General features: G+C 34.0%; 29 protein-coding genes. 23 read left to right on the top strand and 6 right to left on the bottom strand.

Translation table 11 applies throughout. From position 1 onward, the window contains the following. The first annotated feature begins 118 nt into the window (after positions 1 to 118). Positions 119 to 394, top strand: a complete 276-nt coding sequence (locus MHH42_RS16885) for an ArsR/SmtB family transcription factor (RefSeq protein ID WP_000660069.1) — start codon at positions 119 to 121, stop codon at positions 392 to 394. A gap of 284 nt (positions 395 to 678) precedes the next feature. Here the strand turns inward: MHH42_RS16885 and MHH42_RS16880 are convergent, their stop codons facing one another. Next, complete coding sequence (locus tag MHH42_RS16880; protein WP_070173551.1) at positions 679 to 1881, bottom strand: ankyrin repeat domain-containing protein; 1203 nt, start codon at positions 1879 to 1881, stop codon at positions 679 to 681. Positions 1882 to 2238: 357 nt separating this feature from the next. On the opposite strand from MHH42_RS16880, the gene MHH42_RS16875 reads away from it, so the two are divergent. Continuing rightward, on the top strand, positions 2239 to 3039 hold the full coding sequence (locus tag MHH42_RS16875) for an ABC transporter ATP-binding protein (RefSeq protein WP_106080644.1): 801 nt from the start codon (positions 2239 to 2241) through the stop codon (positions 3037 to 3039). Positions 3040 to 3300: 261 nt separating this feature from the next. Here the strand turns inward: MHH42_RS16875 and MHH42_RS16870 are convergent, their stop codons facing one another. Further along, a complete protein-coding gene (locus MHH42_RS16870; RefSeq protein ID WP_001072968.1) occupies positions 3301 to 3624 on the bottom strand; it encodes a winged helix-turn-helix transcriptional regulator in 324 nt (107 codons plus the stop codon). A 124-nt stretch (positions 3625 to 3748) separates the two neighbouring features. On the opposite strand from MHH42_RS16870, the gene MHH42_RS16865 reads away from it, so the two are divergent. The 6 genes from MHH42_RS16865 to MHH42_RS16840 all read left to right on the top strand — a co-directional run bounded on the left by MHH42_RS16865 (position 3749) and on the right by MHH42_RS16840 (position 8973). Further along, positions 3749 to 4282 (top strand): NAD(P)H-dependent oxidoreductase, encoded by a 534-nt coding sequence (locus MHH42_RS16865; RefSeq protein ID WP_087948721.1) that lies wholly within the window; start codon positions 3749 to 3751, stop codon positions 4280 to 4282. 256 nt (positions 4283 to 4538) lie between these two features. Continuing rightward, positions 4539 to 6041, top strand: coding sequence for a class I adenylate-forming enzyme family protein (locus MHH42_RS16860; protein WP_340893638.1), 1503 nt, complete (start codon positions 4539 to 4541; stop codon positions 6039 to 6041). Positions 6042 to 6207: 166 nt separating this feature from the next. Further along, positions 6208 to 6756: a GNAT family N-acetyltransferase gene (locus MHH42_RS16855; RefSeq protein ID WP_070173548.1), complete on the top strand. Its 549-nt coding sequence runs from the start codon at positions 6208 to 6210 to the stop codon at positions 6754 to 6756. Positions 6757 to 6938: 182 nt separating this feature from the next. After that, a complete protein-coding gene (locus MHH42_RS16850; RefSeq protein WP_070173547.1) occupies positions 6939 to 7502 on the top strand; it encodes a GNAT family N-acetyltransferase in 564 nt (187 codons plus the stop codon). Next, complete coding sequence (locus tag MHH42_RS16845) at positions 7499 to 8203, top strand: SDR family NAD(P)-dependent oxidoreductase (RefSeq protein WP_070173546.1); 705 nt, start codon at positions 7499 to 7501, stop codon at positions 8201 to 8203. Before MHH42_RS16850 ends, MHH42_RS16845 begins: the two co-directional genes overlap by 4 nt. After that, entirely contained in the window at positions 8197 to 8973 is a 777-nt protein-coding gene (locus MHH42_RS16840) for a GNAT family N-acetyltransferase (RefSeq protein ID WP_070173545.1), read from the top strand. The genes MHH42_RS16845 and MHH42_RS16840 overlap by 7 nt, the downstream gene beginning before the upstream one ends. 31 nt (positions 8974 to 9004) lie before the next feature. On the opposite strand, the gene MHH42_RS16835 is transcribed toward MHH42_RS16840, so the two are convergent. Continuing rightward, complete coding sequence (locus tag MHH42_RS16835) at positions 9005 to 9214, bottom strand: hypothetical protein (RefSeq protein WP_000801649.1); 210 nt, start codon at positions 9212 to 9214, stop codon at positions 9005 to 9007. A gap of 84 nt (positions 9215 to 9298) precedes the next feature. On the opposite strand from MHH42_RS16835, the gene MHH42_RS16830 reads away from it, so the two are divergent. The 5 genes from MHH42_RS16830 to MHH42_RS16810 all read left to right on the top strand — a co-directional run bounded on the left by MHH42_RS16830 (position 9299) and on the right by MHH42_RS16810 (position 13082). Next, positions 9299 to 10048, top strand: coding sequence for a Nif3-like dinuclear metal center hexameric protein (locus tag MHH42_RS16830; RefSeq protein ID WP_070173544.1), 750 nt, complete (start codon positions 9299 to 9301; stop codon positions 10046 to 10048). Between the two features lie 164 nt (positions 10049 to 10212). Beyond that, positions 10213 to 11061 carry an aminoglycoside phosphotransferase gene (locus MHH42_RS16825; RefSeq protein ID WP_070173543.1) on the top strand — a complete coding sequence of 283 codons (849 nt, stop codon included), beginning with the start codon at positions 10213 to 10215 and terminating at the stop codon, positions 11059 to 11061. A gap of 27 nt (positions 11062 to 11088) precedes the next feature. After that, a complete protein-coding gene (locus MHH42_RS16820) occupies positions 11089 to 11646 on the top strand; it encodes a DUF7010 family protein (protein ID WP_001017279.1) in 558 nt (185 codons plus the stop codon). A 25-nt stretch (positions 11647 to 11671) separates the two neighbouring features. Next, a complete protein-coding gene (locus tag MHH42_RS16815) occupies positions 11672 to 12499 on the top strand; it encodes an MBL fold metallo-hydrolase (RefSeq protein WP_002059746.1) in 828 nt (275 codons plus the stop codon). Positions 12500 to 12515: 16 nt separating this feature from the next. After that, entirely contained in the window at positions 12516 to 13082 is a 567-nt protein-coding gene (locus MHH42_RS16810) for an SGNH/GDSL hydrolase family protein (protein ID WP_097953876.1), read from the top strand. Positions 13083 to 13125: 43 nt separating this feature from the next. Here the strand turns inward: MHH42_RS16810 and MHH42_RS16805 are convergent, their stop codons facing one another. Further along, positions 13126 to 13542: an SRPBCC family protein gene (locus tag MHH42_RS16805; protein ID WP_000951541.1), complete on the bottom strand. Its 417-nt coding sequence runs from the start codon at positions 13540 to 13542 to the stop codon at positions 13126 to 13128. A 79-nt stretch (positions 13543 to 13621) separates the two neighbouring features. Continuing rightward, on the bottom strand, positions 13622 to 14632 hold the full coding sequence (locus MHH42_RS16800) for an aldo/keto reductase (RefSeq protein WP_098638079.1): 1011 nt from the start codon (positions 14630 to 14632) through the stop codon (positions 13622 to 13624). Between the two features lie 613 nt (positions 14633 to 15245). On the opposite strand from MHH42_RS16800, the gene MHH42_RS16795 reads away from it, so the two are divergent. Together MHH42_RS16795 and MHH42_RS16790 are read left to right on the top strand one after the other, a co-directional pair. Next, positions 15246 to 16307 (top strand): oxidoreductase, encoded by a 1062-nt coding sequence (locus MHH42_RS16795; protein ID WP_340893634.1) that lies wholly within the window; start codon positions 15246 to 15248, stop codon positions 16305 to 16307. A 32-nt stretch (positions 16308 to 16339) separates the two neighbouring features. Next, positions 16340 to 17077 carry a GntR family transcriptional regulator gene (locus MHH42_RS16790; protein ID WP_000146294.1) on the top strand — a complete coding sequence of 246 codons (738 nt, stop codon included), beginning with the start codon at positions 16340 to 16342 and terminating at the stop codon, positions 17075 to 17077. Between the two features lie 227 nt (positions 17078 to 17304). On the opposite strand, the gene MHH42_RS16785 is transcribed toward MHH42_RS16790, so the two are convergent. After that, the gene (locus tag MHH42_RS16785) at positions 17305 to 17649 is read right to left on the bottom strand and encodes a winged helix-turn-helix transcriptional regulator (RefSeq protein ID WP_000860824.1); all 345 of its coding nucleotides are present in this window, start codon (positions 17647 to 17649) and stop codon (positions 17305 to 17307) included. Between the two features lie 642 nt (positions 17650 to 18291). On the opposite strand from MHH42_RS16785, the gene spxA reads away from it, so the two are divergent. The 8 genes from spxA (at position 18292) to MHH42_RS16745 (ending at position 23539) form a co-directional block, all read left to right on the top strand. After that, complete coding sequence (gene spxA / locus MHH42_RS16780; protein ID WP_098623920.1) at positions 18292 to 18687, top strand: transcriptional regulator SpxA; 396 nt, start codon at positions 18292 to 18294, stop codon at positions 18685 to 18687. Positions 18688 to 18733: 46 nt separating this feature from the next. Further along, the gene (locus MHH42_RS16775; RefSeq protein ID WP_000573525.1) at positions 18734 to 18868 is read left to right on the top strand and encodes a BA3454 family stress response protein; all 135 of its coding nucleotides are present in this window, start codon (positions 18734 to 18736) and stop codon (positions 18866 to 18868) included. 111 nt (positions 18869 to 18979) lie between these two features. Beyond that, on the top strand, positions 18980 to 19114 hold the full coding sequence (locus MHH42_RS16770) for a BA3454 family stress response protein (protein WP_000573526.1): 135 nt from the start codon (positions 18980 to 18982) through the stop codon (positions 19112 to 19114). A 218-nt stretch (positions 19115 to 19332) separates the two neighbouring features. After that, on the top strand, positions 19333 to 19746 hold the full coding sequence (gene saiR, locus MHH42_RS16765; RefSeq protein ID WP_001083461.1) for an Rrf2-family transcriptional regulator SaiR: 414 nt from the start codon (positions 19333 to 19335) through the stop codon (positions 19744 to 19746). 161 nt (positions 19747 to 19907) lie between these two features. Further along, on the top strand, positions 19908 to 20240 hold the full coding sequence (locus tag MHH42_RS16760) for an IDEAL domain-containing protein (RefSeq protein WP_000987479.1): 333 nt from the start codon (positions 19908 to 19910) through the stop codon (positions 20238 to 20240). 296 nt (positions 20241 to 20536) lie between these two features. Further along, the gene (locus MHH42_RS16755) at positions 20537 to 21019 is read left to right on the top strand and encodes a DUF2975 domain-containing protein (RefSeq protein WP_340893632.1); all 483 of its coding nucleotides are present in this window, start codon (positions 20537 to 20539) and stop codon (positions 21017 to 21019) included. A gap of 10 nt (positions 21020 to 21029) precedes the next feature. After that, positions 21030 to 21248: a helix-turn-helix domain-containing protein gene (locus MHH42_RS16750; protein WP_340893631.1), complete on the top strand. Its 219-nt coding sequence runs from the start codon at positions 21030 to 21032 to the stop codon at positions 21246 to 21248. A 971-nt stretch (positions 21249 to 22219) separates the two neighbouring features. Next, the gene (locus MHH42_RS16745) at positions 22220 to 23539 is read left to right on the top strand and encodes an aromatic amino acid transport family protein (protein WP_001014167.1); all 1320 of its coding nucleotides are present in this window, start codon (positions 22220 to 22222) and stop codon (positions 23537 to 23539) included. Positions 23540 to 23697 lie beyond the last annotated feature (158 nt).

Raw genomic sequence — 23697 nt, 5'->3', positions numbered from 1 at the left:
TTGTTTTCGGGGTAAAGTTTTTTTATATTTTTTTAAAATGACGGACACAAAAACATATATGCTTACGAATTATATATATGGATATCATTAATATTTATATAAAAGGGGAGAAAGAAACATGAAAGAAAAAAAAGAAATGTATGTAGAAATCGCTGAAGTATTAAAGGTATTGGCACATCCTGTCCGTTTATCCTTAGTAAAAATAATGCTTGCAAAAGGCGCTACAAATGTAACAACAATGTATGGGAATCTACAAATGCCCCAAAGTACAATTAGTCAACATTTATCCAAACTAAAGGCTGCTAAAATCGTAACAGGTACTCGAAAAGGATTAGAAATTTATTATGAGGTAACGGACAATCGTACAAAATCAATATTGGCATGTTTAGTATAAATGATGACTTGCTAGACTTCGCAGTAACAAATTATATAACTATCCATAACACTATTTATTTAAATGATATAGGCATCCTGTTGGACAATTTTTTTGCTACTCTTAACGTGAAGCTAGCAAGTAGCAAAATGAAACGATTTCAAAATGAAAAACGCTATTCTTTTCTATGATTTTACAGAGAGAATAGCGTTTTTTACTTTTAAGGAGTATCTTTTTAATTAGCTTGATAGTGATATGGTATTATCTCTAAAATACAAAAATATTGATTTTACTTTCATTCTTTCTCATAATTTTGAGCTCAAAAGTTCGACTATCTCATCGTATCCAAGGCGTTCGGCTGTTTCGATGGGGGTTTCTTTTAATTTTTCATTCTTTGGCATACTGTATAATGTTGCTTTCTCATGCAAGTTCGGTTGATGTTGTAGTAACACTCGAACTACTTCAATAAAGCCTCGTTCACATGCACTATGTAACGGTGTGATTTTTCCTTGTCCTGTACTATGGATATTAGCTCCATTTTCTAACAACAGCGCTGCCATCTCTGGTTTATTGCGGCCGCAAGCAAGGCTTAATGCACCCCTTTTGTATTCTTCTAGTAATTCCATATCAATACCGTTGTCTATTAAAACCTTTGTTGCTTCAAGATTGTTATCCTCCACTGCGTAGTGGAGAGCTGAACGTTTCCTGTTTGTCACCGCATTTATATTTGTAATACGCTCTAAAATATATTGAACAATTTCTTGATTACCAGAACTACTAATTAAATGAAGAGGATTGACTTTTCCGACCATGATATCATTTGCATTTTCACCTTTAGAAATTAAATATTTAATAATTTCTACGTTACCTTTTCCGCATGCTAGGGCAAAAGGTGTTTCTCCATGATATTTAATTTTCAAATCTGCTCCTGCTTCTACTAGTAATGTAACAATCTCAATATTGCCATTTAGACAAGCAATGTGAAGTGGCGTTTTTCTATCAGGTCCTTTTTTATTTAATGTAGATAATTTAATGTTTACTAACTTTTCTTTAACTGTTTCTATGTCATTTCTCATACACGCGTAGTTTAACGTTTTCTTAAAACTTTCTGCTTTAATAGCGCTTTGTAGTTGTGATTTACCAAAATCAGAGGTTGGTTCAATATGATAATGGCTGTATGCAAGTAAAAGTAGTGCAGAACTGCACTCTAAAGTAGGATTTAAATCGTCATAATAATCAACTTCATATAAACCATTTGTTTTGACAGTTAAAACAAATGCAGTCCAGTTCGATTCCCCGGTATGACGTACTCTTTGAATATTGTCCATAATTTCATTAGATGGAAGTCCTTCTGAGCCATGTTCAAATACTTTCATAGATTCATAATGAAAGTAACTATACGTCGTGACGACCCCATTGTAAAATGCAAATAACATCGATTTCTCAGCTGCCTTGGGTATATGCTTTAACACGATTTCGACAAGTGTTGCTATATATTGATTCTTCAATGATTTCACCTCTATTAATATTTGAACTGGTAACGTTATAATTATTTGGAATCTCTAACATACTAATAATCTTAAGCAGCACTTTACGTAATTTTTAAAGAATATTTGATTTTTACATATATTATAACATTTCATCTTAGTTTGTTGGTAAAAGGCTTTCATGTTCATTAAGTTATCTGTTCTTTATGTACAAAGTTTATGAAAACTCAATTGACAGCAATAAAATTTATTAAGTTGATAATTATGAAGAGTAACAAATGACATAGGCAGTGGAACCCATATTTTTGGATAGAGGGCATTCTGTATTTTTGATATATTAATAGTCAGGGAACACAAATAAGGGGTGGAAATATAGAAATGGAATTATTTGATTACTATAAGAGAAAAGGGAAGTTTAAACTGTTAATTGGAACGGGTATTTTTATTCTTGCGTTATGCGCTGTATATGACGATTGGGGACATGTTAATTGGGGGCAGATTATCTTTTTTGTTATCGCTTCTTCTATCTTTTTTGGAATTGGATTTTGGCAGTTAAGAAAAGGGAAGCTGATACAAAAGAATACTATAAAAAGTAATGCAACATTTTGGGATGTTGATACTTTTGTCGTATTAGAATTACCTAAACGAAACAAGCAATTTGGTTTATATCATCCTGATGGTGGATATATTGCAGGAACAAAGATAGTTTCATCTAATATTCTTTTTTCAGTGATACCTTTTTTACATAATAAAGATGTTTATGGATTAGAAACAAGTAGCGGGGAAATTATAGCATATTTTCATACTGAAGTGGACGGATATGATTGGGTAACTTATGATTCGAATTATAACCAGATTGGTATGTTTAAAGAAAAAATGATACAAGGATTTACTATGATACGTGGTACTTTGATGACTGATAAAGCTACAAAATTGTCAGATGTAGAAGTTGAGTTTGATTTTATTCAAAGCACTCTCCGTACAATAGAAGGACGTACATTAGCAATCGGTAAACAAGGATATATGCCTATAGAATGGAGTGAAAGGTTTATGGGTTTAAATGTACCTACTATTACATTAGGTTCTAATGTGTCTAATAATGAAAAAATTCTTGGTTTAGGGGTGCTCCTTTATAGCTTACGTACAATTGAGATTAGAAAAAATAGAGCGAGCGTTTAATAAGGGAAATGTAGTAAGTATATACGAAACTTTATAAAATTTCATTTTCCTAATTAAATCTTCTTGGATTGATAGATGGTGGGTACGTCCCATGTCCATTAACTTAAGAAAACAAGTTACCCAAAAAAAACGATAAAAATACAAAATTACCATTTTTGGGGGACTTTTCAACCTTAGGTTAATCACATGTTACGGTACCCTATTATGAAATTTTAGAAAAATTCTTGACATAGAAGATTGAACAAAATTGATAGTGTTCTTTTAGTCATTTAATCTTTTCATCTGATGATCTTTTCCCCATTCAAATAGTTCATTCATAATATGCATTAAAGATTTTCCGTGTTCACTTAGTGTGTACTCAACCTTTGGTGGTACTTCTTGATATACGGTACGATGGATAATCCCATCAGCTTCAAGTTGCCGAAGTTGCTGTGTAAGAACCTTTTGTGTAAGGTTTGGAATTTCTCGTTTAATTTCATTTGTTCGCATTTTTCCATCCATCAAAACACATAAAATATAAACTTTCCATTTTCCGCCGATTACATCGAGTGTCGTTGCAATTGGGCAGTCATCATTTTGATTCATAAAACACCTCCAAAGGTACCTCAAGGTTCCTATAGTACCTGAAAGTACGTACTTTTCAATTATATGTGACTCATCCATACTAATACTAAAGGGTTTGAATTATTTATAAGGGGGAAGAAAATATATGAAAACACTTGTAATTGTAGCACATCCTGATATTGAAAAGTCTCGAATTAATAAAAGATGGGTAGAAGAACTTGAGAAACATTCTGATGAAATTACGGTGCATGAACTATATAAAGCGGCACCAAATTGGGAGTTTAATGTTGAAGAGGAACAAAAGCTATTAGTAGAACACGACCGATATATATTTCAATTTCCATTCTACTGGTACAGCTCACCACCACTATTAAAAAAATGGTTTGACGATGTATTAACATATGGATTTGCTTACGGATCTAAAGGGGATAAAGTGAAGGGAAAAGAGTTTGGTGTAGCTATTTCTATAGGTGGATTAGAAACAGACTATGAAAATAGCGGGATCACAATGGCTGAGTTGACGAAACCATTTCACGCTACAAGCTTATACACGGGAATGGAATTTATACCTTCGTTTTATTTATATGGTGCAGAATATAAGCTAAGTGATGAAGAGATTAATAATAGTGCGCCTGAGTATGTGCAATATGTGATGAATAAGAAGTATTCTAATATATAAGGAGAAATAGCCATTTACTTGATAAGTAGATGGCTATTTTTAAATCCCGCTATTTGTGGACAGCAGGACTCCTACCTCAAAAGTCAGCGAATACGAGGGAGTTAGGTGAGATTTGGGCTGCCTGCAAAAGCCCGATTGGTGAGGGCTGATTAAAGTTTCACTTTATTCGTTTTAAATTCACTAAGTGTAATCTTTAGTAAATTAATAGTTAATCTGATAAAATAAAAACCCTAACATATATAAAGGGGAGTTTTACTTGAGAACGATGCGACAATTATTACAAAAGAGAGCAATGCAATCACCAAATTTGGAAGCGCTTGTAGGCGGAGAGAAAAGATATTCATTTCAGCAGTATAATGAACGAGTAAATCAGTTTGCGCATTATTTGTTACATAACGGTGTGCAAAGAGGGGATCGTATAGGAATCTTATGCAAAAATAATCACCCGTTTCCAAGCGTTATGATGGCAAGCTTAAAAATTGGAGCGATATTTATCCCGCTAAATCATCAGCTTACTGTTTATGAGCTGGAAATAATTGTAAAAGAAGCAAAATTAAAAGTGCTAGTTATTGATGAAGAGTTTAGTGAAGTTTTATTAAAGGTTGATGCTGTTAAAGAAATTCCTTATGTAATTGAAACGACAAAAGAAGGCTTTGGTTCATTTGAATTAAAATTACAAGAACAGCCAATTACAGAGCCGACCGTAGACGTTCATGAAGATGATGATGCAATTTACTTATTTACTTCAGGAACGACTGGACAGGCAAAAGCATGTGTAATTGGTCATAAAAACTTACATCACTATTTTACTGAGATTGCGGGGCAAAGAGAAATTCCAGCAGGTGAACGCTTTTTATCCGTGCATCCATTGTTTCATATGAGTGGCGTGCTTTCTATTTTAAATTGCATTTATCATGGTGTTACGATGATTTTCTTAGCTGATTCGAATCCTACTCTTATTTGGGATAAGATTGAAGAAGAGAAAATTACTACGATGCTTGCATTCCCGGCTGTTTATAGCTACATGCTTGATGAACTAAATAAAAAAGAACGTAATATTTCAACCTTTAAAGTAGCACAAAGCGGTGGAACAAAAGTGCCAGAAACGCTCATTCAAAAATATTTGGAAATAGGAATCTATATGGTGCAAGGCTATGGTAGTACAGAAGGTTGGGTTGTAACTTCATGGCATCCAATGATGGGAAATGAAAAGATGTCTTCTGTAGGGAAAACACTAAAACATGTAGAGTTAAAAATTGTTCACCCAGAAACAGGACATGAACTAACAACAAATGAAGTTGGAGAGATTCACGTAAGAAGCCCGTACATGTTTAAAGGATATTGGAATAATGAAATGGCGACGAAAAAGGTAGTAAAAGATAATTGGTTTAACATGGGTGATGCTGGCATGATAGATGATGATGGATTCCTACATATTATGGGAAGATATAAAGATGTTATCGTACGCGGTGGTGACAACGTATATCCAGATCAAGTAGAAGATGTTATTCATGAAATCAATGGTGTTTTAGAAGTTGCAGTAGTTGGAGTTCTGGATGACTTTTGGGGGGAGATTCCAAGAGCTTATCTTGTAAAGGATAGCGAAACAGCATTAACAGAAGAAAATATTATTCAGTATTGTAAGGAGAAATTAGCAAGTTATAAAATACCAGAAGTTGTATTCGTAGAAGAGTTACCGAAAAACGCTTTAGGGAAAGTGTTGAAGAGAGAATTAAGAGAAAATGTACTTGTAAAATAAAAAACTATTAGATGATGAGGAATCCAGTTATGTACAACGCATAACTGGATTTTTTGTTTATGGTTCTGTTAGTAGATATTATAAATATTTAAAATTTTTTTGTGTTTTTTGGTGTAATATTGAAAATAAAGGGAGCTAACTAATTTCAGTACAAGGGGGAGAAAATATGGCTATAAAATTAGAATCTGAGCATTTATGTATAGAACCTTTTACCAATGATGATGTATTTAGAATTAAAGAATTGGCTAATGACAAGGAATTAGCCAATATTCTTGGGCTTCCACACCCATATAAATTGGAGTTCGCGCAAAATTGGGTTGATATGCAACCAGAACTTATAAAGCAAGGAATCGAATATCCCTTAGGAATCGTTTCTAAAGAATCAAGAGAAATTGTAGGTACAATTACACTAAGAATTGACAAGGGTAACAATAGAGGTGAGCTTGGTTATTGGATTGGTAAGAATTATTGGGGTAAAGGTTTTGCAACCGAGGCTGTAAACAGAATGATTCAATTTGGCTTTATCGAATTAGGTCTAAACAAAATTTGGGCATCTGCCATTTCCAGAAATAGATCGTCGATTAAAGTGTTAGAGAAGTCGGGTTTACGTAAAGAAGGCACATTGAGACAAAATAGACTTTTATTAAATACATATGAAGATGTTGATGTTTATGGAATATTAAAGACAGAATACAACGTTTTAAATCACAGATAAGTATGGTAGTGTGATGACAAAAGGAAACCTTTCAGAACCGGGTTTCCTTTTTGTATTTCTCAAAAATCAACATTCTAGTTTAACAGAGCCTTGTTTATCAAAAACATAATAATTTACTAGATTTTGTATTTTGTGTAAGATAATAAAGAATATTCAAATATTAATCAAGGGAAGAGATGTAAATGAAGATGCCGCTATTACAGGTAGAGACAGAGAGACTCCTGATCCGTCCGTTTCAAAATGATGATTATGAAAGTTGGTTAGATGGATTTAATAAGAGGTTACCATCGCAGTATAAATATGACGATGGTTATCAAGTTATGGCATCATCAACAAAAGAATGGTTCACGGAATGGATAAGAGGCTTTGATGAAGCAGCACATCGAGATGAGATGTATGTATTAGGTATTTTTCGTAAAGAAGACGGAGCTAATATTGGTAAGCTAGAGCTTATAAAAATTTCACGTATGGACTATCAGTGGGCGATGATGGGATATTCCATACATAATCAATATTGGAAAAATGGATATGGCATGGAAAGTGTGAAAGCTGCGATCTCGTTATTTTTTAATCGTCTTCATTTTCATAGAATCGAGTTACATATACGTGTTGATAATGAGCCATCTGTTCGTCTTGCGGAAAGAGCAGGTTTTTCTTTTGAATGCAAGAGAGAGGCGTTTTCTTTGGAGAAGGATAAGTGGGGGGATTTTCTTATTTGTTTTAAAAATAAGGAGATGGATATATGAGGGTTCTAATTACAGGTGGAAATCGCGGGTTAGGGTTACAGTTAGTAAAAGTATTTCATGAAAATGGGCATATTGTTTATCCGTTAGTTAGAACTAAGGTTGCGGTAACGCAATTGAAGCAAATGTTTAGTTGTAGATGTTTTCCTATATTGGCAGACTTATCGGCTGATGAGAGTACGGAGCAAATTAAGAAACAGCTTGAGGAATATACAGAGTATATTGATCTAGTTATAAATAACGCTGGAATTACTGGAAAGGAGACTGAGGTTTTACATACGAATTCAGAAGAATTAACGGACGTATTTAATATTCATTGTTTAGGTGTAATTCGAGCTGTAAAAGGTACATATGTGGCTTTAGCTAAATCGGATTATCCGAGAATCATAAATGTGTCCTCTCGATTAGGTTCATTGCATAAAATGGCGAACAAAGAGTTTCCACAAGGACAGTTTTCGTATTCTTATCGAATTGCTAAAGCTGCACAAAATATGTTAACACTCTGCTTACAACAAGAGTTTGAGGATAAAGGAATTCGTGTAACTGCCATTCACCCTGGAAAATTAAAGACTGACATTGGTGCTTTTGATGCGAATATGACTTCGGCTGAAGGGGCAAAAAATATATATGATTGGGTAATAGGTTCAAATGAGGATGTTTCAGGGAAGTTTATTGAGCCAGGTGTGGGTGAATTAAAGTGGTGATATACGATCTTACAATCATTCAGAATCTATTTGGTCCCTCTAAAAAATTATTAAATGGCTTACCAAATGCAGTGACAATTGAAGAAATAGAAGAGGATGTTCTTTATGATGTACAAACTTATACAGAGAAGATATGTAGATTTGAAGAGGTTTGTTTTAACTGGGAGTTAAAAAGAGCGAGTATTGTATTAAACAAAAGGTTTAATGGTTATAACTCAAGTGCGAGAGTGTTACTTGATGCAGGTTTTTCTTTGCACGCAGCAAAAATAGAAGTGTGTAGAGGGTTAAACAATGTAGAGGCGCTTGAAAAACAATATACATATTGTTCAATAGAAGAAACATTATCAGAAAAAGAATTTAAATACATTTGGAAGCAATGTATGTTGAATTCAGGAAATCAAACTTCAATTTTAACTATCGATGAGCATTTTTATTCAGTGCAAACAGAGTTAGGTAAGGGCTGGGAAAAGTCATGTATTGTTTTTTATGATAAAAATGAGCCAATTGGTATGTCCATACCGCATATAGAATCTGGAACAGAAAGTGAAGGACGGTTATTTTATTTTGGGGTAATGCCTTATTGTCGCGGGAAAGGAATTGCTTCCCAACTACATCTTCAATCTCTACATATGTTAAAGGAAATGGGTGCTACTTATTATATTGGGAGCACACATACCTCGAATGAAAAGATGCAGAGGATATTTTGGAGAAATAATTGTTTGTTGAAAACGGAGATAGAGCTTTATTATAAAATTTTTAATGAGGGTTAGAAAAAGCCCGGCATATAACCGGGACTTCTCCTTATCTATTCAACACTTCAATATATGAAGCATTTCCCGTTGTTCTTAAAGCGGAGCGAAAATTATTATTTTCTAAAGTCTCAGCAACTTGTTTTAATTGCTGCGCATCATCGTGGTGAATAAGTAAACTGTCTGCGCCACTTTCTTCTATATGAATGTGTTCGACATTTCCAATCGCATCATGTACAGCTTTTAAAAATTCAGGTTTCATATTGTCCTCCTATATGTATGTAACGTTGTTATTTAGTATTTCCTTATTTATGAAATATAAAAGTAAATGAAAGGAGAAATGAAAATGAATATAACGCAGTTTAACGAACATATAAAATCGCTATTTGGAGAGCATCTTCATAAATACGGCGATGATGAATATGGTTATACTCATATAAGTAAAGAGGAGTTTCATAAAATCGGTTACACAACAAATTTGACACTAGAGACGATTGAGGAAGCGTATAAAAATGGAGTCGATATGATAGTTACACATCATGCTCCTTGGAGTTTTTTGTTTGGCATGGAAGAGGCTTGTATTGAGAAATTAAAACAATATGAAATGAATCATTTTTGGATTCATTTGCCGTTAGATTTTGTTGAATTTGGTACGTGTACGTCATTATTTAAGGAAATGGGGATAGATACAATTCTAGAATACTCTACGTATGAGGAAGAGGAATTACCTGGAATAGGAGAATTTGAAGAAGCGATTGCATTTTCAAACTTGGTTGAAAAACTTGAAGAAAGAATGGAAGAGAAAGTGAAGAGCTGGAGGAATCACGATAAACCAATAAAACGGATTGCGATTTTAACCGGTGCAGGTAACAATACAAATTTGATTGAGCGAGCATTAGAAAAAGGTTGTGATACGTATATAACAGGAGAAAAAACATTATATACAGTGCAACATGCAAAATTTAAAGGTATCAACTTAATAGTAGGTAGCCACACATTTACAGAAGTGTTTGGTGTAGAAAGTTTGGCTCGTAAATTACAAGAGAGAGATCGTGCAATAGAAATTACTAGATTAAATGAAGATCATTTGGAATAAAGAAATCGCATCGCAATATCATAAATGGAATGAATTATATGATGAAGTAATGAAAGTGTCATTTGTTATATTAAGATGGTTGGGAGGAATCCCCTTATGTCTGTCAAATAATAGTAAAGTTTCCTTTTGAATTAAGGGAATATTCAGAGTGTAAGGGTGAGGGAATGGACATTTCAATAATCGCTGCACAACTAGTTAAAGAGAAGGTTATTTTACATTATCCAAAAAACATGAAAGGTTTGAACGGGGGAACGACAAGTACGATATATTTGTTGGATGAACAATACGTTGTAAAACTGAATGAATCGGATGTAATACGTGAAGAAGCTTATTTTCTTCAGTTTTATAAAAAGAATGATGCGTTTCCAAAGCTTTTATATAAGGATCCGTTAAGTCGATATATTGTTTATTCATTTCTTGAGGGGACTACTTCGTGCAAATCTGGCCATAAACGAAGTATACTGTGCAAACTTGTAAAGGATGTTATCAATAAGTATGAAAAAGTTCCAAAGGTGAGTGGCTGGGGATGGAAGGACAGTACGGTTCAATCTTGGAATGAATTTTTAACAGTAACTGTGATGGAAGCTCACGAAAATGTAAAGTCGTACATAAGTGATGAAGAATGTAGACTTGTTTTTAAGTTAGCAAATAGTCCGAATAGAGGGGCTGGAATAGATGAGCCATTTTTATTACAGGGCGATTTCGGATTCCATAATTTTATAGTTCAAGAGAATAGGTTACATGGAGTAATTGATCCTTTACCAGTATTAGGAGATCCTATATACGATTTAATTTACGCGTTTTGTTCAACTCCGGAAGATTTAACGAAAGAAGCAATTGATTATGTGATGAAACAAAGTGTATTTCATAGAGAAGACCGTAATTTATATGAAGAAATGGTCATAGGTTTATATTTGCGGATAGATACGTGTTTAAGACACCACCCGAAAGATTTAGAAGATTATTTAGCAGCTTGGCGTTATTGGATGGGCGAGGTTGAGACTACTTTATAGCACAAATATTTTTGGGGAGATGGTGAGATGAATATTGCAGAAGCGAAAAAGGATTTAGCAATCAAAACGAAGAGAGGATTACCGATTATATTAGCTGGTGTTTTATTTTGGATGGTTATGAGTATAACGGGCTTTGTTCTTTCTGAAAAACAAGTGGTGTGGGTATATTTAATCGGTATGGGATGTGTGTTTCCTTTCGGCTTAATGATAGCTGCTATATTGAAAATTGATATGTTTGCGAAAGGAAATCCGTTAGGGATTTTGGCAGGATTAATTGGTGGGATAAATGTATTGAATATTCCGCTTGTATTACTTGCCTATTTTCAATTTCCAGAATGGTTACCTTTTGTAGTAGCAATGTTAATAGGTGTTCATTTTATCCCGTACGTATGGATTTATGAAAGCAAAAGTTATGGTCTATTGTCAGTAGGGACTGTATTCGTGACGTCAGTTTGCGGGATTCTGTTTGCAGAAAAAGGATTTACGGTGATTCCATTGTCGGTTACAGCTGTTTATTTACTTACTTATATAAGTTTATTAATTGAAAATAAAAAAGCAGATCAGTATCAACAAAAATCAGCTTAATAAAAATATAGGGATAGGGGGAATTATGATGAAAAATTTCGTTTGTACAACGTGTGGTGTGCAGTATGCAGCGAGTGTAGAGGAACCGGTGAGTTGTCATATTTGTGATGAAGAAAGGCAATATGTGAATCCGAAAGGGCAGTCTTGGACGACTTTAGAAAACTTGCAAATAAGTGATACATATAAAAATGAAATAATCGAAGAAGAAAACGGGCTTTATAGTATTACGACCAAACCAGGGTTTGCGATCGGTCAAACAGCATTTGTAGTGAAAATAGAATCATATCGATTACTATGGGACTGCATTACTTATTTAGATGAAATGACAATTGCGAAAATAAAAGAGCTTGGCGGATTAGATGCAATTGCATTGTCTCATCCGCATTATTATTCAACGCAAGTAGAATGGGCAGAGACATTTGATGTACCAATTTATATACACGAAGATGATAAAGAGTGGGTGATGCGCCCGAGTAGTCGTATTATTTATTGGTCTGGTGAGTCTTTACAATTAGCTGATGGATTGGTCATTCATCGTTTAGGAGGTCATTTTAAAGGTGGATCTGTCTTACATTGGGAAGAAGGTAATGATGGAAAAGGAATTTTGTTAACAGGTGATATTATTCAAGTTGTAGCGGATGAGCGATGGGTAAGTTTTATGTACAGCTATCCAAACTTAATTCCATTACCAGCGAGAAAAGTGGAAGAAATGGTGAATCGAGTGAAGCCGTTACAGTTTAATCGTTTATACAACGCTTTTCATCGCGTAGTAAAAGAGAATGCAAATGAGGCAGTGGAACGTTCTGCTGAAAGATATATTAAGGCGGTAGAAGGAAAGTTATTTCATACGTAAAAGGAGAGCAAGTCTAATGAAAACGTTAGTATGCTTCGGTGATAGTATTACAGCTGATGATGTATTTTTTGATGGTACACCTAGATTAACACCAAGGTTACAAAGGATATTCTCAAATTGGGAAGTGGTGAATGCAGGTGTTCCAGGTGATAATACATCCGATGCGTTAAATAGGATTGAAGAAGATGTATTATCACATAAACCAGATTTCGTAACAGTTTTTCTTGGCACGAATGATGCAGTTTCTTTTTCACAAGGGTCATTACAAGCATACAAAGAAAATTTAGAGAAGATTGTGAACCATATTTCGTCAGGTAAAGTACTGCTTATTAGTCCTGCACCAGTTGATGAAGAAAGACAGCATAATAGAACAAATAAAGTGCTCGGTCAGTATGCAGACGTGGTAGAGGAAGTGGCGAAAGGAACAGGAAGCTATTTTCTAAATTTGTATGCTGAAATGATTCAAGAACGGAATTATAAAACATTTGTAGAAAATGATGAAAGAGATGGGCTACACTTTGGACCAGAAGGGTATGAGTATGTAGCGAAGTTGATTGGTGAAAAGTTAAAAGGGATTTTATAAAAAAGCAAAGCGATATCGCTTTGCTTTTCATTGTTTTTAGTAGTCAATCTAGAAATGCTTGCTGCAATGCTTTCAGTCCATCGCTGTAGATGCTATGAAACAGATTTATTGCCTCTTCATCACTAACCTCTACAGGGGTGAAAGTGCCAGACCACTCTACTAACGATGTGTTACTTTCAGTACCTTCTTTCACCTGGATTGTAGATAGATAATTAGTGACTGGGAATGGTGCATTCATGATTGAATACGTGTAGTAGCGTTCTTTCTCATTGAATACTTCTAAGCGTTCTATAATCGTATCACCATCTGGATTAGCTAGGTGACGTACACGACCGCCTTCAGTTAATTTACTGCTAGGTATATAAGGTAACCAGTCTGGAAGGGAGTTGAAACCTCCGATTAATTGCCATACTTGTTCAAGGGAACCGAAAATTGTCATAGATGTAGTAGTATGTGCCATATTTATTATGCTCCTTTTTAACTCGCTATTTGCGGGGAAATAATCAGTGGGGGATGCTCCCACTGATTAAAGTTTCATTTTATTTCACGTTGATTGGTAGTGGTGCATTAGGTGCTACTAGTTTTTGTTCGCGCATTTCTTCCCAGAATGCTGCTGGAATTACTGTGTTTAATGCATTTTGGTCTTCTGCAATTCGTTCCGGTTTACTTGCACCAGGAACAACGGCAGCAACCGCTGAGTTAGCCAATGAAAACTGTAAAGCAGCAGCTTTAATGCTGATTTCATGACGATTTGCAAGAGCTTTGATTTTCTCAACTTTTGCAATAATTTCTGGTGATGCTTTTTGATATTCGAAGTGAGCACCTCCAGCAAGAATACCTGAGCTGTATGGGCCACCAACAACAATATCCATATTATACTTAACAGCTGCAGGCATTACTCGTTGCAAGGCACGCCCGTGGTCTAATAGTGAATAACGACCAGCTAACAAGGAGATATTTGGCTTCGCTTCTTCCAAATCAAGCATAAGTTCAATTGATTCTACTTTGTTTACTCCAAGTCCCCAACCTTTAATGACTCCTTCTTCACGTAAACGTGTTAGCGCACGGAATGCCCCTGTACGAGCCGTTTCAAATTGTGAAATCCACTCGTCGCCATAAAAGTCTTGTGCTAAATCATGAATGAAAACAAAGTCTAGACGATCTGTTTTTAAACGTTTCAAACTTTGCTCAATAGAACGAAGTGTTGCATCTGCGCTATAATCATTGATCATTTTATTTTTGCGACCAAATTCGAAAAGTCCGCCTTTTTCACCTAAATCACGTGCAGATGGATCTTCTAGCTCATCCGAAATAGTTCGACCCACTTTCGTGCTTAAAAAGTAATCATCACGATTTCTTTTTGATAGTGCTTCACCAAGACGGATTTCCGCTAATCCAGATCCATAAAGTGGAGCTGTATCAAAGTAACGAACGCCATTCTCCCAAGCAGCATCCACTGTAGCGATTGCTTCTTCTTCTGGGATATTACGGTACATATTCCCTAGTGGAGCTGTACCAAAACCGATTTTTTCTTTTAGTAATTTACTCATTATAGATATCCTCCTAAAATGTATTTAAAAATTAATTAATCATTGTGAATGGATGTGAAAATTAAAACATGCCATTTCATCGTCCGGCAAAATGCATGATAAAAGTATTGAAACAGTTAAAAAAGTAAGTACTTTAAAGTACGATGGATACCTAAAAGATAACATAGGTAATATTTACTACTGAATTACTTATGCAACTCTTACAAATGCTATTAGGAAATGTATTTTACATAATGAAAAGTACGTACTTTAAAGTGCTATAGATACTTAAAAGTAATATTAAAATATTTTAGCTTATTTGTTTTATAAAATTATTAAAGGGGTTTTTACATGAAGACACACACTATTCCTGTGGAGGAAACTTTAGAAATTATTCGTGGAAAGTAGTTATTCTTTGTCATTTAAAGAAAGACAAATAGAGAACGTGCGAATTAAAAAAATTAATGTTTGGTATTACACAAAAATAGTAAAAAGTCAGGATGAAAATCGAAATGATTTTTATCCTGACTTTTTACTTAATATATAATTTCAAAAGTAAAACTATATACTTTTTATCATAAAAATATATAATAAATATAGAAACGAAAATTTATGAGCAAGGAAGTTGAAGAACATGACATTAACAATGGGCTTTATCGGATTTGGGAAATCAGCTAACCGTTATCACTTACCTTATGTAAACACACGTAAAAATATAAAATTAAAAACAATTTTTGTACGCCAAATTAATGAAGAATTAGCGGCTCCATATGAGGTAAAAGGTGTTTATTTCACTACTGATTTGGACCAATTGTTGAATGACAAAGAAATTCAAGTAGTGACGATCTGTACGCCAGCACATACGCACTACGAATTGGCAAAAAAAGTTATACTTGCTGGGAAATCAGTTATCGTTGAAAAACCATTTTGCGATACAGTTGAACATGCGAAAGAATTATTAACTTTAGGACGAGAGAAAGGTGTAGTAGTTATGCCTTATCAAAACCGTCGTTTTGATGGTGATTTCTTAGCTGTGAAGCAAGTTGTGGAACAAGGATTCCTCGGTGATATTGTTGAGGTCGAATCACATATTGATTATTTCCGTCCTGGTTCAATCACTCACGAAGGTCTAAAAGAAGAAGGTTCATTTTACAGTTTAGGTATTCATACGATGGACCGTATGATTTCACTATTCGGCCGTCCGGATACGGTGACATACGATATTCGTAATAATGAAGTGGAAGGTGCGGTTGATAATTATTTCGATGTTGGTCTACATTACGGCAATCAGCTGAAAATTAAATTGAAAACAAACCATGTTGTAGCGAAAGATTATCCACGCTTTATCGTTCATGGAACAAATGGTTCATTTATTAAATACGGTGAAGATCAGCAGGAAAATGATCTGAAAGCGGGTATTATGCCTGAGAGTGCAGGATTTGGTGAAGATTCGCCGATGTACTATGGAATTGCTAAATATCGTAACGCAAACGGTGATTGGATTGAAAAACAAATTAAAACGCCGCTTGGTGATTACGGTCGTTTCTATGATGCAGCGTATGAAACAATCGTAAATGGTGCACCAAAACTTGTGAAAGACGAAGAAGCAGTAACGAATATTGAAATCTTGGAAAACGGATTTGCTGCTCCATCACCTTCTGTTTACAAACTTGAGGCTTTACATTTGAATGAATAGAAGAGGGAATACAGTATAAAGGAGGTATGGAAATGGCAAGTGGATCAACACAAGTAAAATACCTCGGCATTTACCAAAAAATTAAACAGCAAATTTTAGACAGCGAATATAAAATTAACGAAAAAATCCCGAGTAGCCCCGTCCTTGCTGAAGAATTTAGCGTTTCAGCACTTACTATTAAAAAAGCGCTGGATTTGTTAGTCAGAGATGGCTACATCATCCGCAGGCGTGGAAGTGGAACCGTGGTTCAAGATTGGCGTCAACAGGAAAAGGCACGAATGATTCAAACTTTAACAGGTACGAAAGCTGTTTACGGCAGTGAGGTAGAAAGTAAAATTATCGAGTTTACGATTGTCGGTGCCGATGAAATTGTTGCTGAAAAATTGGGAGTTTTAATCGGTGATTTCGTCTATAAAATCATCCGCCTTCGAATCATCCACGGCATTCCGACGATTATGGAGCATACGTGGATGCCGATTTCGGTCATCCCAGGTGTTGAAGCTTCCGTTTTAGAGGAATCGATATACTCACACATTCAAAATAAACTTGGTCTTGAAGTAGGGACATCCGTTGTCAGGGTTAAAGGAGTTCGACCAGATGATCGAGAAAAGCAGTTTATGAACTTAACAAATCAAGATTTCCTAATGAGAGTTGAACAAGTGGCCTACTTAACGGATGGACGCACATTCGAGTACTCTTATGCCGATCATCTACCAGAAACCTTTGAATTTGAAACAGTTATTACCGCAAAAAGTTATAAAGAGACATAAAAAAGGTTGAGGCAAGTAGTGTTTCAACCTTTTTTTATGTCTTCGATAGAATTTACACAAATAGAGGAATAGGTATCCCGCTATTTGAGGGCAGTGAGACTCCCACCTCAAAATTCAGCGAAAGCAAAGAGGTTAGGTGGGAGTCTCACTGCCCATAAAAGCCCGATTGGTGAAGGCTAATAATCAGTGGGGGGTGAACACCCCCCACTGATTAAAGTTTCACTTTATTATTCATCAGCTGTAATAAGCATGGATGTGTTCCCGTTTTTTTCAAGATGACCTTCTCCCCAAGCGCAGAGGGAATCGAGTATGGCTCCTAAAGATGAACCGTAATCTGTTAAAGAATACTCTACTTTCGGTGGTACTTGATCATATACTTTTCTTTGGATTACATCGTCTTCTTCCAGTTCACGTAATTGCTGTGTTAACATTTTTTGTGTAATACCAGGCATTAAACGTTTTAATTCACTCGTTCTTTTTGTTCCTTTTTTTAAATGACAAAGGATAACAACTTTCCACTTTCCACCAATAACTTCTAAAGTCGCTTCTACAGGAATATTATATGTTTTCATAAAAAAACTCCTTTGATGAATTTAGATGACAGTTTTGGGCCTACATACGTTTGAATACTAAAATTATTTCTTTTTAGTGCCTATAACACTTTAAAGTGCGTACTATTTATTGTGCTAAATATCGTTCATAATAACCAATGTAAGAGAGGAGTAAACAGAACATGACTAGAAAGTTTATATGTTACTTTTTAGTACCTATAATACTTTAAAGTGCGTACTATTTATTGTGCTAAATATATTCCATAATAGCACATGTAAGCAAGAAATGAGTATAATATACTTTGAAGTGCATTTGAAATTGGTGAGAATAATAACTATGGGGACATTCACACAAAAGAAAACGATTTGTTACGTTGATAGATTTAATCCAAGACTTAACAGTTGATTAATCTAACTGTAAAGTTTAAAATTACAGTATAGTTTTAAGAAGTAAGTTGTCATCGTCTGTAAAATGTAGATACAGTAATTGTATGAAAGCATCATTTTAAAAGGAAACGGATAGTTGAGATAAATTAAACATTGTCGAATAAATAACATTACGTGAATTTGATTCTAAACTGTAATTTTTTTTAATACATTTCAATAATCCATATTTAAAATAATTGTACGTTTGATAAAGAACATTAAAGGAGTGAATAAAATATGGTGATTTTATATACGACAGCAAGCTGTGGTTCATGCCGAAAAGCAAAAGCATGGCTTGAAGAGAATCAAATTGATTATACCGAAAAAAATATCGTATCAAACTCTCTTACAGTCGATGAACTTAAATCAATTCTTCGTTTAACTGAAGAAGGGGCTACTGAAATTATTTCAACTAGATCCAAAATTTTTCAGGAATTAAATATAAATATCGAGGCGCTAGCGCTTAATGAATTTTATAAATTAATAATTGAGTATCCTCAAATGTTGCGCCGCCCAATAATGTTGGATGAAAAAAGATTGCAGATTGGTTTTAACGAGGAAGAAATTCGTAAATTTTTACCACGTAGCGTTCGAACAGTTCTGAACATAGAATTGCAAAAGTTGGCTAATTAATAAGTAATATTTCTTAAAGGGGATTTTTGGAAGGAGGAAGCAAGAGATGATTGAAGTATGCGTTACAGTGAATTATAAAAATAGAAACTATCAAACAAATGTTATTGTGAGCAAAGATACGATCTGGACAAAAATTAAACAATTGGCAGAAGATCAAGTTAAGAAACAGTGGGGTTTTTAAGTTTGATTATTTAAAAAATGAAGTTATAGGTTAGAGATTCTAGCTAAATCCAAAACTTTTCAGGGATTAAATATAAATAAGTGAAATTTTTTTGAAAGGAGGAAGCAAGAGATGATTGAAGTATGCGTTACAGTGAATTATAAAAATAGAAATTATCAAACAAATGTTATTGTGAGCAAAGATACAATCTGGACAAAAATTAAACAGTTGGCAGAAGAACAAGTCAAGAAACAATGGGATTTTTAAAATTATTTTTAGACTTAAAAAACATAAATGATAATAGGTAGTTCAAAAAGATAAATGTAACTAATAGACATCGGTGAGCTCGTATAGAATATAAATGAATGTATTTCTTCATAGTAAAAATTATTTATAAATCTTAACGTTTGACAAACCTATCTGTAATATTTATAGTTACAGTAAGTTGGAAAGTGATTAGCAATTTATATCGTAGGAGGAAGACCATGAACAGTGACTTTACCTTGGCCATTCACAGTTTAACTTATTTAGCACTACAGCCAGACCGGATGTCAACAAGCAATGCTATTTCAGAAAGTGCAGGTGTTCATCCAGTACGCATTCGCAAAGTGCTAAGTTTGTTAAAAAAACATAAGTTTATACAATCAAAAGAGGGAATTGGTGGAGGTTTTATTTTCGCTCGAGATTTAAGTGAAGTTAATCTCTGGCATATTTATCAAATAACCTCAGAAGGTGCTTTGCAACCTAAATGTCCAGAATCGAATGACCAGTGTATTGTAGGTTCGAATATGCGAAAAGTTCTTTTCACTATTTTCTTAGGTGCTGAAGAACATCTAGGTGAATATTTAAAGAACTATACGATGAAAGAAGTAGTCGATCTAATCAATCAAGAACGATAAACGGCTTAATTTCTATATGGCCGTGGAGTTCTTAATATCTAAATGTAATGGAAAATATTACAGTTCGAGTTGTTTTGTCTATCTTGTTTGTCGTCTCTAAAAAACGAGGAACGAATCCTAATAAATTAATTCTAAAATCATTTGTAGGAAGGTGAAAAAGTATGATGTCAAATAATCCTGTTTTAAAAGTAGGAGATTGGGTTCGAGGAATATCAGTAGAGGGTGAATTAATACTTGGTTATATTGAGTCATTTGATCATGTAGGGGAAGTAGTTAAGGTTAATGTTGTTAAATGTGACAACAGAGATACAATAAGTAGAACAATGTCCTTTTTAAGTAAACACGTAAAAAAACTCCCTGAATCAAAAGCAATAAACAAGGAACAAATCCTTTATCTTATAGATCTTGCATTATTAACAGGGGATGAAGAATGGTTTATCAAGCTTTCTTCAAAATTAAATTCGATAAACGAGCTAGTGAATGGGGGAGTTTAAAAATTATATTAAATATAATTTTTTTTGGAATCTTTAGTTGTGATAAAATCAATTGTTTTGTGTGAAAAAAACCCATTAAATTAGGGAGTTCAGGAGAAATTCAATAACATGATTTATAAAATTAATATTTTAAAGTAAAAGCATTTCTTTGTAATGAGAAATGCTTTTTATTTTTGTTGAAATGAAAAGGATATTATATTAACAATAATAATATAATAAAAAACAACTAATATTTATTGTTAAACAATAAATGGTGTGATAAAATCATTTTGTTATTAAATAAGCGAGGTGCTTTTATGAAACAAGTTACGACACTCTTTTTAAAGCTAGCTATTATTTTTATAGGAATCCTAGTCCTTGTATTGTGCATATTTTTGGTGCCTAAGATTGGGGAGTTTGCTGGAGAATTGTATCCAAATATTGCTTATATGAAATCTCTCGTTTTAATCGATATGTACGCGGCAGCGATACCTTTTTACCTTGCTCTGTATCAAGCATTTAAACTTTTAAGCTATATTGATAAGAACGAAGCGTTCTCGGAATTATCGGTAAAGGCTTTAAAGAATATTAAATACAGTGCCATCACGATTAGTACCTTGTACTTGCTAGGTATGCCACTCTACTATCTTATGGCGGCAAGAGTTGACCCTCCAAGTTTTATACCAATTGGATTGGTTATTATTTTCGCCTCTATGGTAATTGCCGTTTTTGCTGCTGTTCTACAAAGACTTTTACAAGAAGCTATTAATATAAAATCAGAAAATGATTTAACGGTCTGAGGTGGAGGATATGGCAATCATTATTAATATTGATGTGATGTTAGCAAAACGAAAAATGAGCGTAACGGAGCTTTCAGAGAGGGGTGGGATTACGATGGCAAATCTTTCTATTTTGAAAAACGGGAAAGCAAAAGCGGTTCGTTTTTCAACATTAGAAGCGATATGTAAGACTTTGAATTGTCAACCAGGTGATATTTTGGAGTATAAAAGAGACGAAGAGAATCAATAAAAATAGACAATGATTATTTTGTAAATAAGCCTTCCATATGGGGGGCTTATTATATTTTTCGGCTTAGCGTAGTTTTTGTAAAATGCTAGCGGGTTTCCTTATTGTCATCAAGTTAAAAAACGTATTGTCCGAAAAATGAGTTCAATTCTTATAGAAAACTTTGGTGGAAAAGAGATATCACTTTCCAATAAATGTATATAAATTCGATATTAATAATATATATCCCGAAAATTTATTTTTCTATTTTGGAAATATATTCATTAATTATTTATTACAATAGTTTTAGTGCATGAGGTGGAATATATTAAGTAACTGGTATATCTTAAAGTAATGGAAAAAATTACTGCATTATGGCTGAAATTCATTATATATTGAAAATTTTTCCTGGTAAAAAATCTGAAAATATAAAAATATTAATTTTATAAATATACACGTTATAATGAGGGCGTCGAGAGAAAATTTATTATCTCTGGAGAAAATATAAAAAATGCGATTACTAGTAAGAAAGGTGTGTGATTAGAGGCGGAAATGTATGTAAAGTGCTTCAGTGGCTTGTGTAATCAATACCATAAATGCTGCCGAAGTTATTAAAGTGATGTGTAGAATTGAGAAAGAAATGCCTCATAAATGAAGAGAGGCCGGTTTAGCTGAAATTACTGTTATAAGTAAAAAAAGAGAAACCACTAAAGTAATACACCGTTATTAGAAATGTTGCAACGTATTTATGAAGTCTATTCTATATTGTTCTCTTAAGGGTTCTTTATATAAAGAGCGGATACTACGAGTAAACTTTTTTGTTAACGCTAACAATTATATTAGGACGCTAACTAGCGAATGTTTCAATTTGGATTCATTATGATGAAGGACATGCAATGTGGGGCAACTTGTAAGGAATTCATTTTCCAAAAAAGGAAGATATTCGTTAGCTATAAAGAGAGACGTAAGAATAGGATACAAGGGGGAGTTATTATATGAACGGGAATACTGCAAAGAAAATAGAAGTTCAAGCTGAAAATACCGCACTAAAAAATGAGCAATATGCAGATCCGAAAAAGTGGCATAAGCAGGATACTACATGGGCATTGAGCCTATTTGGAACTGCAATTGGAGCAGGGGTGCTCTTTTTACCGATTAATGCAGGTTCAGGTGGTTTATTATCATTACTACTAATTACATTGCTTGCATATCCAGTTATGTATTACTCACATAGGGCACTTGCTAAAATGATATACGCTTCTAATTCTGCTGATGAGGGGATCACAGGTACAATTAGAGAGTATTTCGGAAATAAAGCGAGTATCATTTTTAACATCGTATATTTCGGTTCAATTTATACAATCGTACTAATGTATTCGGTTGCGCTTACAAATACTGCAAGTAGTTTTATCGTGCATCAATTGCACATGCCAGAACCTCCAAGGGCTATTTTATCACTTGTATTAGTTCTTGGTCTTATCGCTATACTGAATTTTGGTCAAGATATTACTGTAAAGGTAATGAGTATGCTAGTGTATCCTTTCATAGCTTCTCTACTTTTTATCGCAATATCTTTAATTCCACAGTGGAATACGTCAATGCTTAGTTTTTCAGCTGTTTCTACTGCTTCAACAGGTACAGGCTATTTTGGAACGATATTAATGATTCTACCAATCATCGTATTCTCATTTAATCATTCACCTATGATTTCATCATTTGTTGTGAAACAGAGAGCTACGTATGGAATAGAAGCTACTGATGCTAAATGTGCGCAAATACAAAAAGTTTGTTATATCATGACATTCGCTGTAGTTATGTTCTTCGTTTGGAGTAGTACATTAAGCTTGACTCCAGAGGATTTAAAAATGGCAAAAGAGCAAAACTTATCAATCCTTTCATATCTTGCTAATGAGCTTAATTCACCTGTAATCACGATTGCAGCTCCAATCATTGCTTTTGTGGCTATTACAAAATCTTTCCTTGGCCATTATATCGGAGCATTTGAAGTAATGCGTGACATGATTATTAAGTTCGGTAAATCACGTGGAAAAGATATAGAAGAAAAAACAATTAAGACAATCGTCCTTACTTTTGTTGTATTATCATGCTGGTTTGTTGCTTATACAAATCCAAGTATTCTTGGACTTATTGATTCTCTAAGCGGTCCATTAGTTGCTGCTATCTTATGTCTATTACCGATGTATGCAATCAATAAAGTACCAGTACTAGCTAAATACAAAGGGAAAATGAGTAACGTATTTGTTATTATTGTAGGTGTACTTACTGTTTTAGCAAGTATTAAGTCATTATTCTAATTCACGATTGTTAGTTTTAGTGTGAAAATAGTGGACACGAAAAACTTTTTGGACAAACTTCTCAAGTTGGAGAGTTTGTCCTTTTTTATTCAATCTATCAACTTAGCGACAAAAAGCCACCTTTCATATATTAGGTGGCTTTTTCGGTATTAATATAT

The organism is Bacillus sp. FSL L8-0099 (assembly GCF_038006385.1).
GTDB lineage: Bacteria > Bacillota > Bacilli > Bacillales > Bacillaceae_G > Bacillus_A > Bacillus_A toyonensis.
The sequence above is the reverse complement of the archived record's forward strand: the minus strand, read 5'-3'. Positions and strand labels throughout refer to the sequence as shown.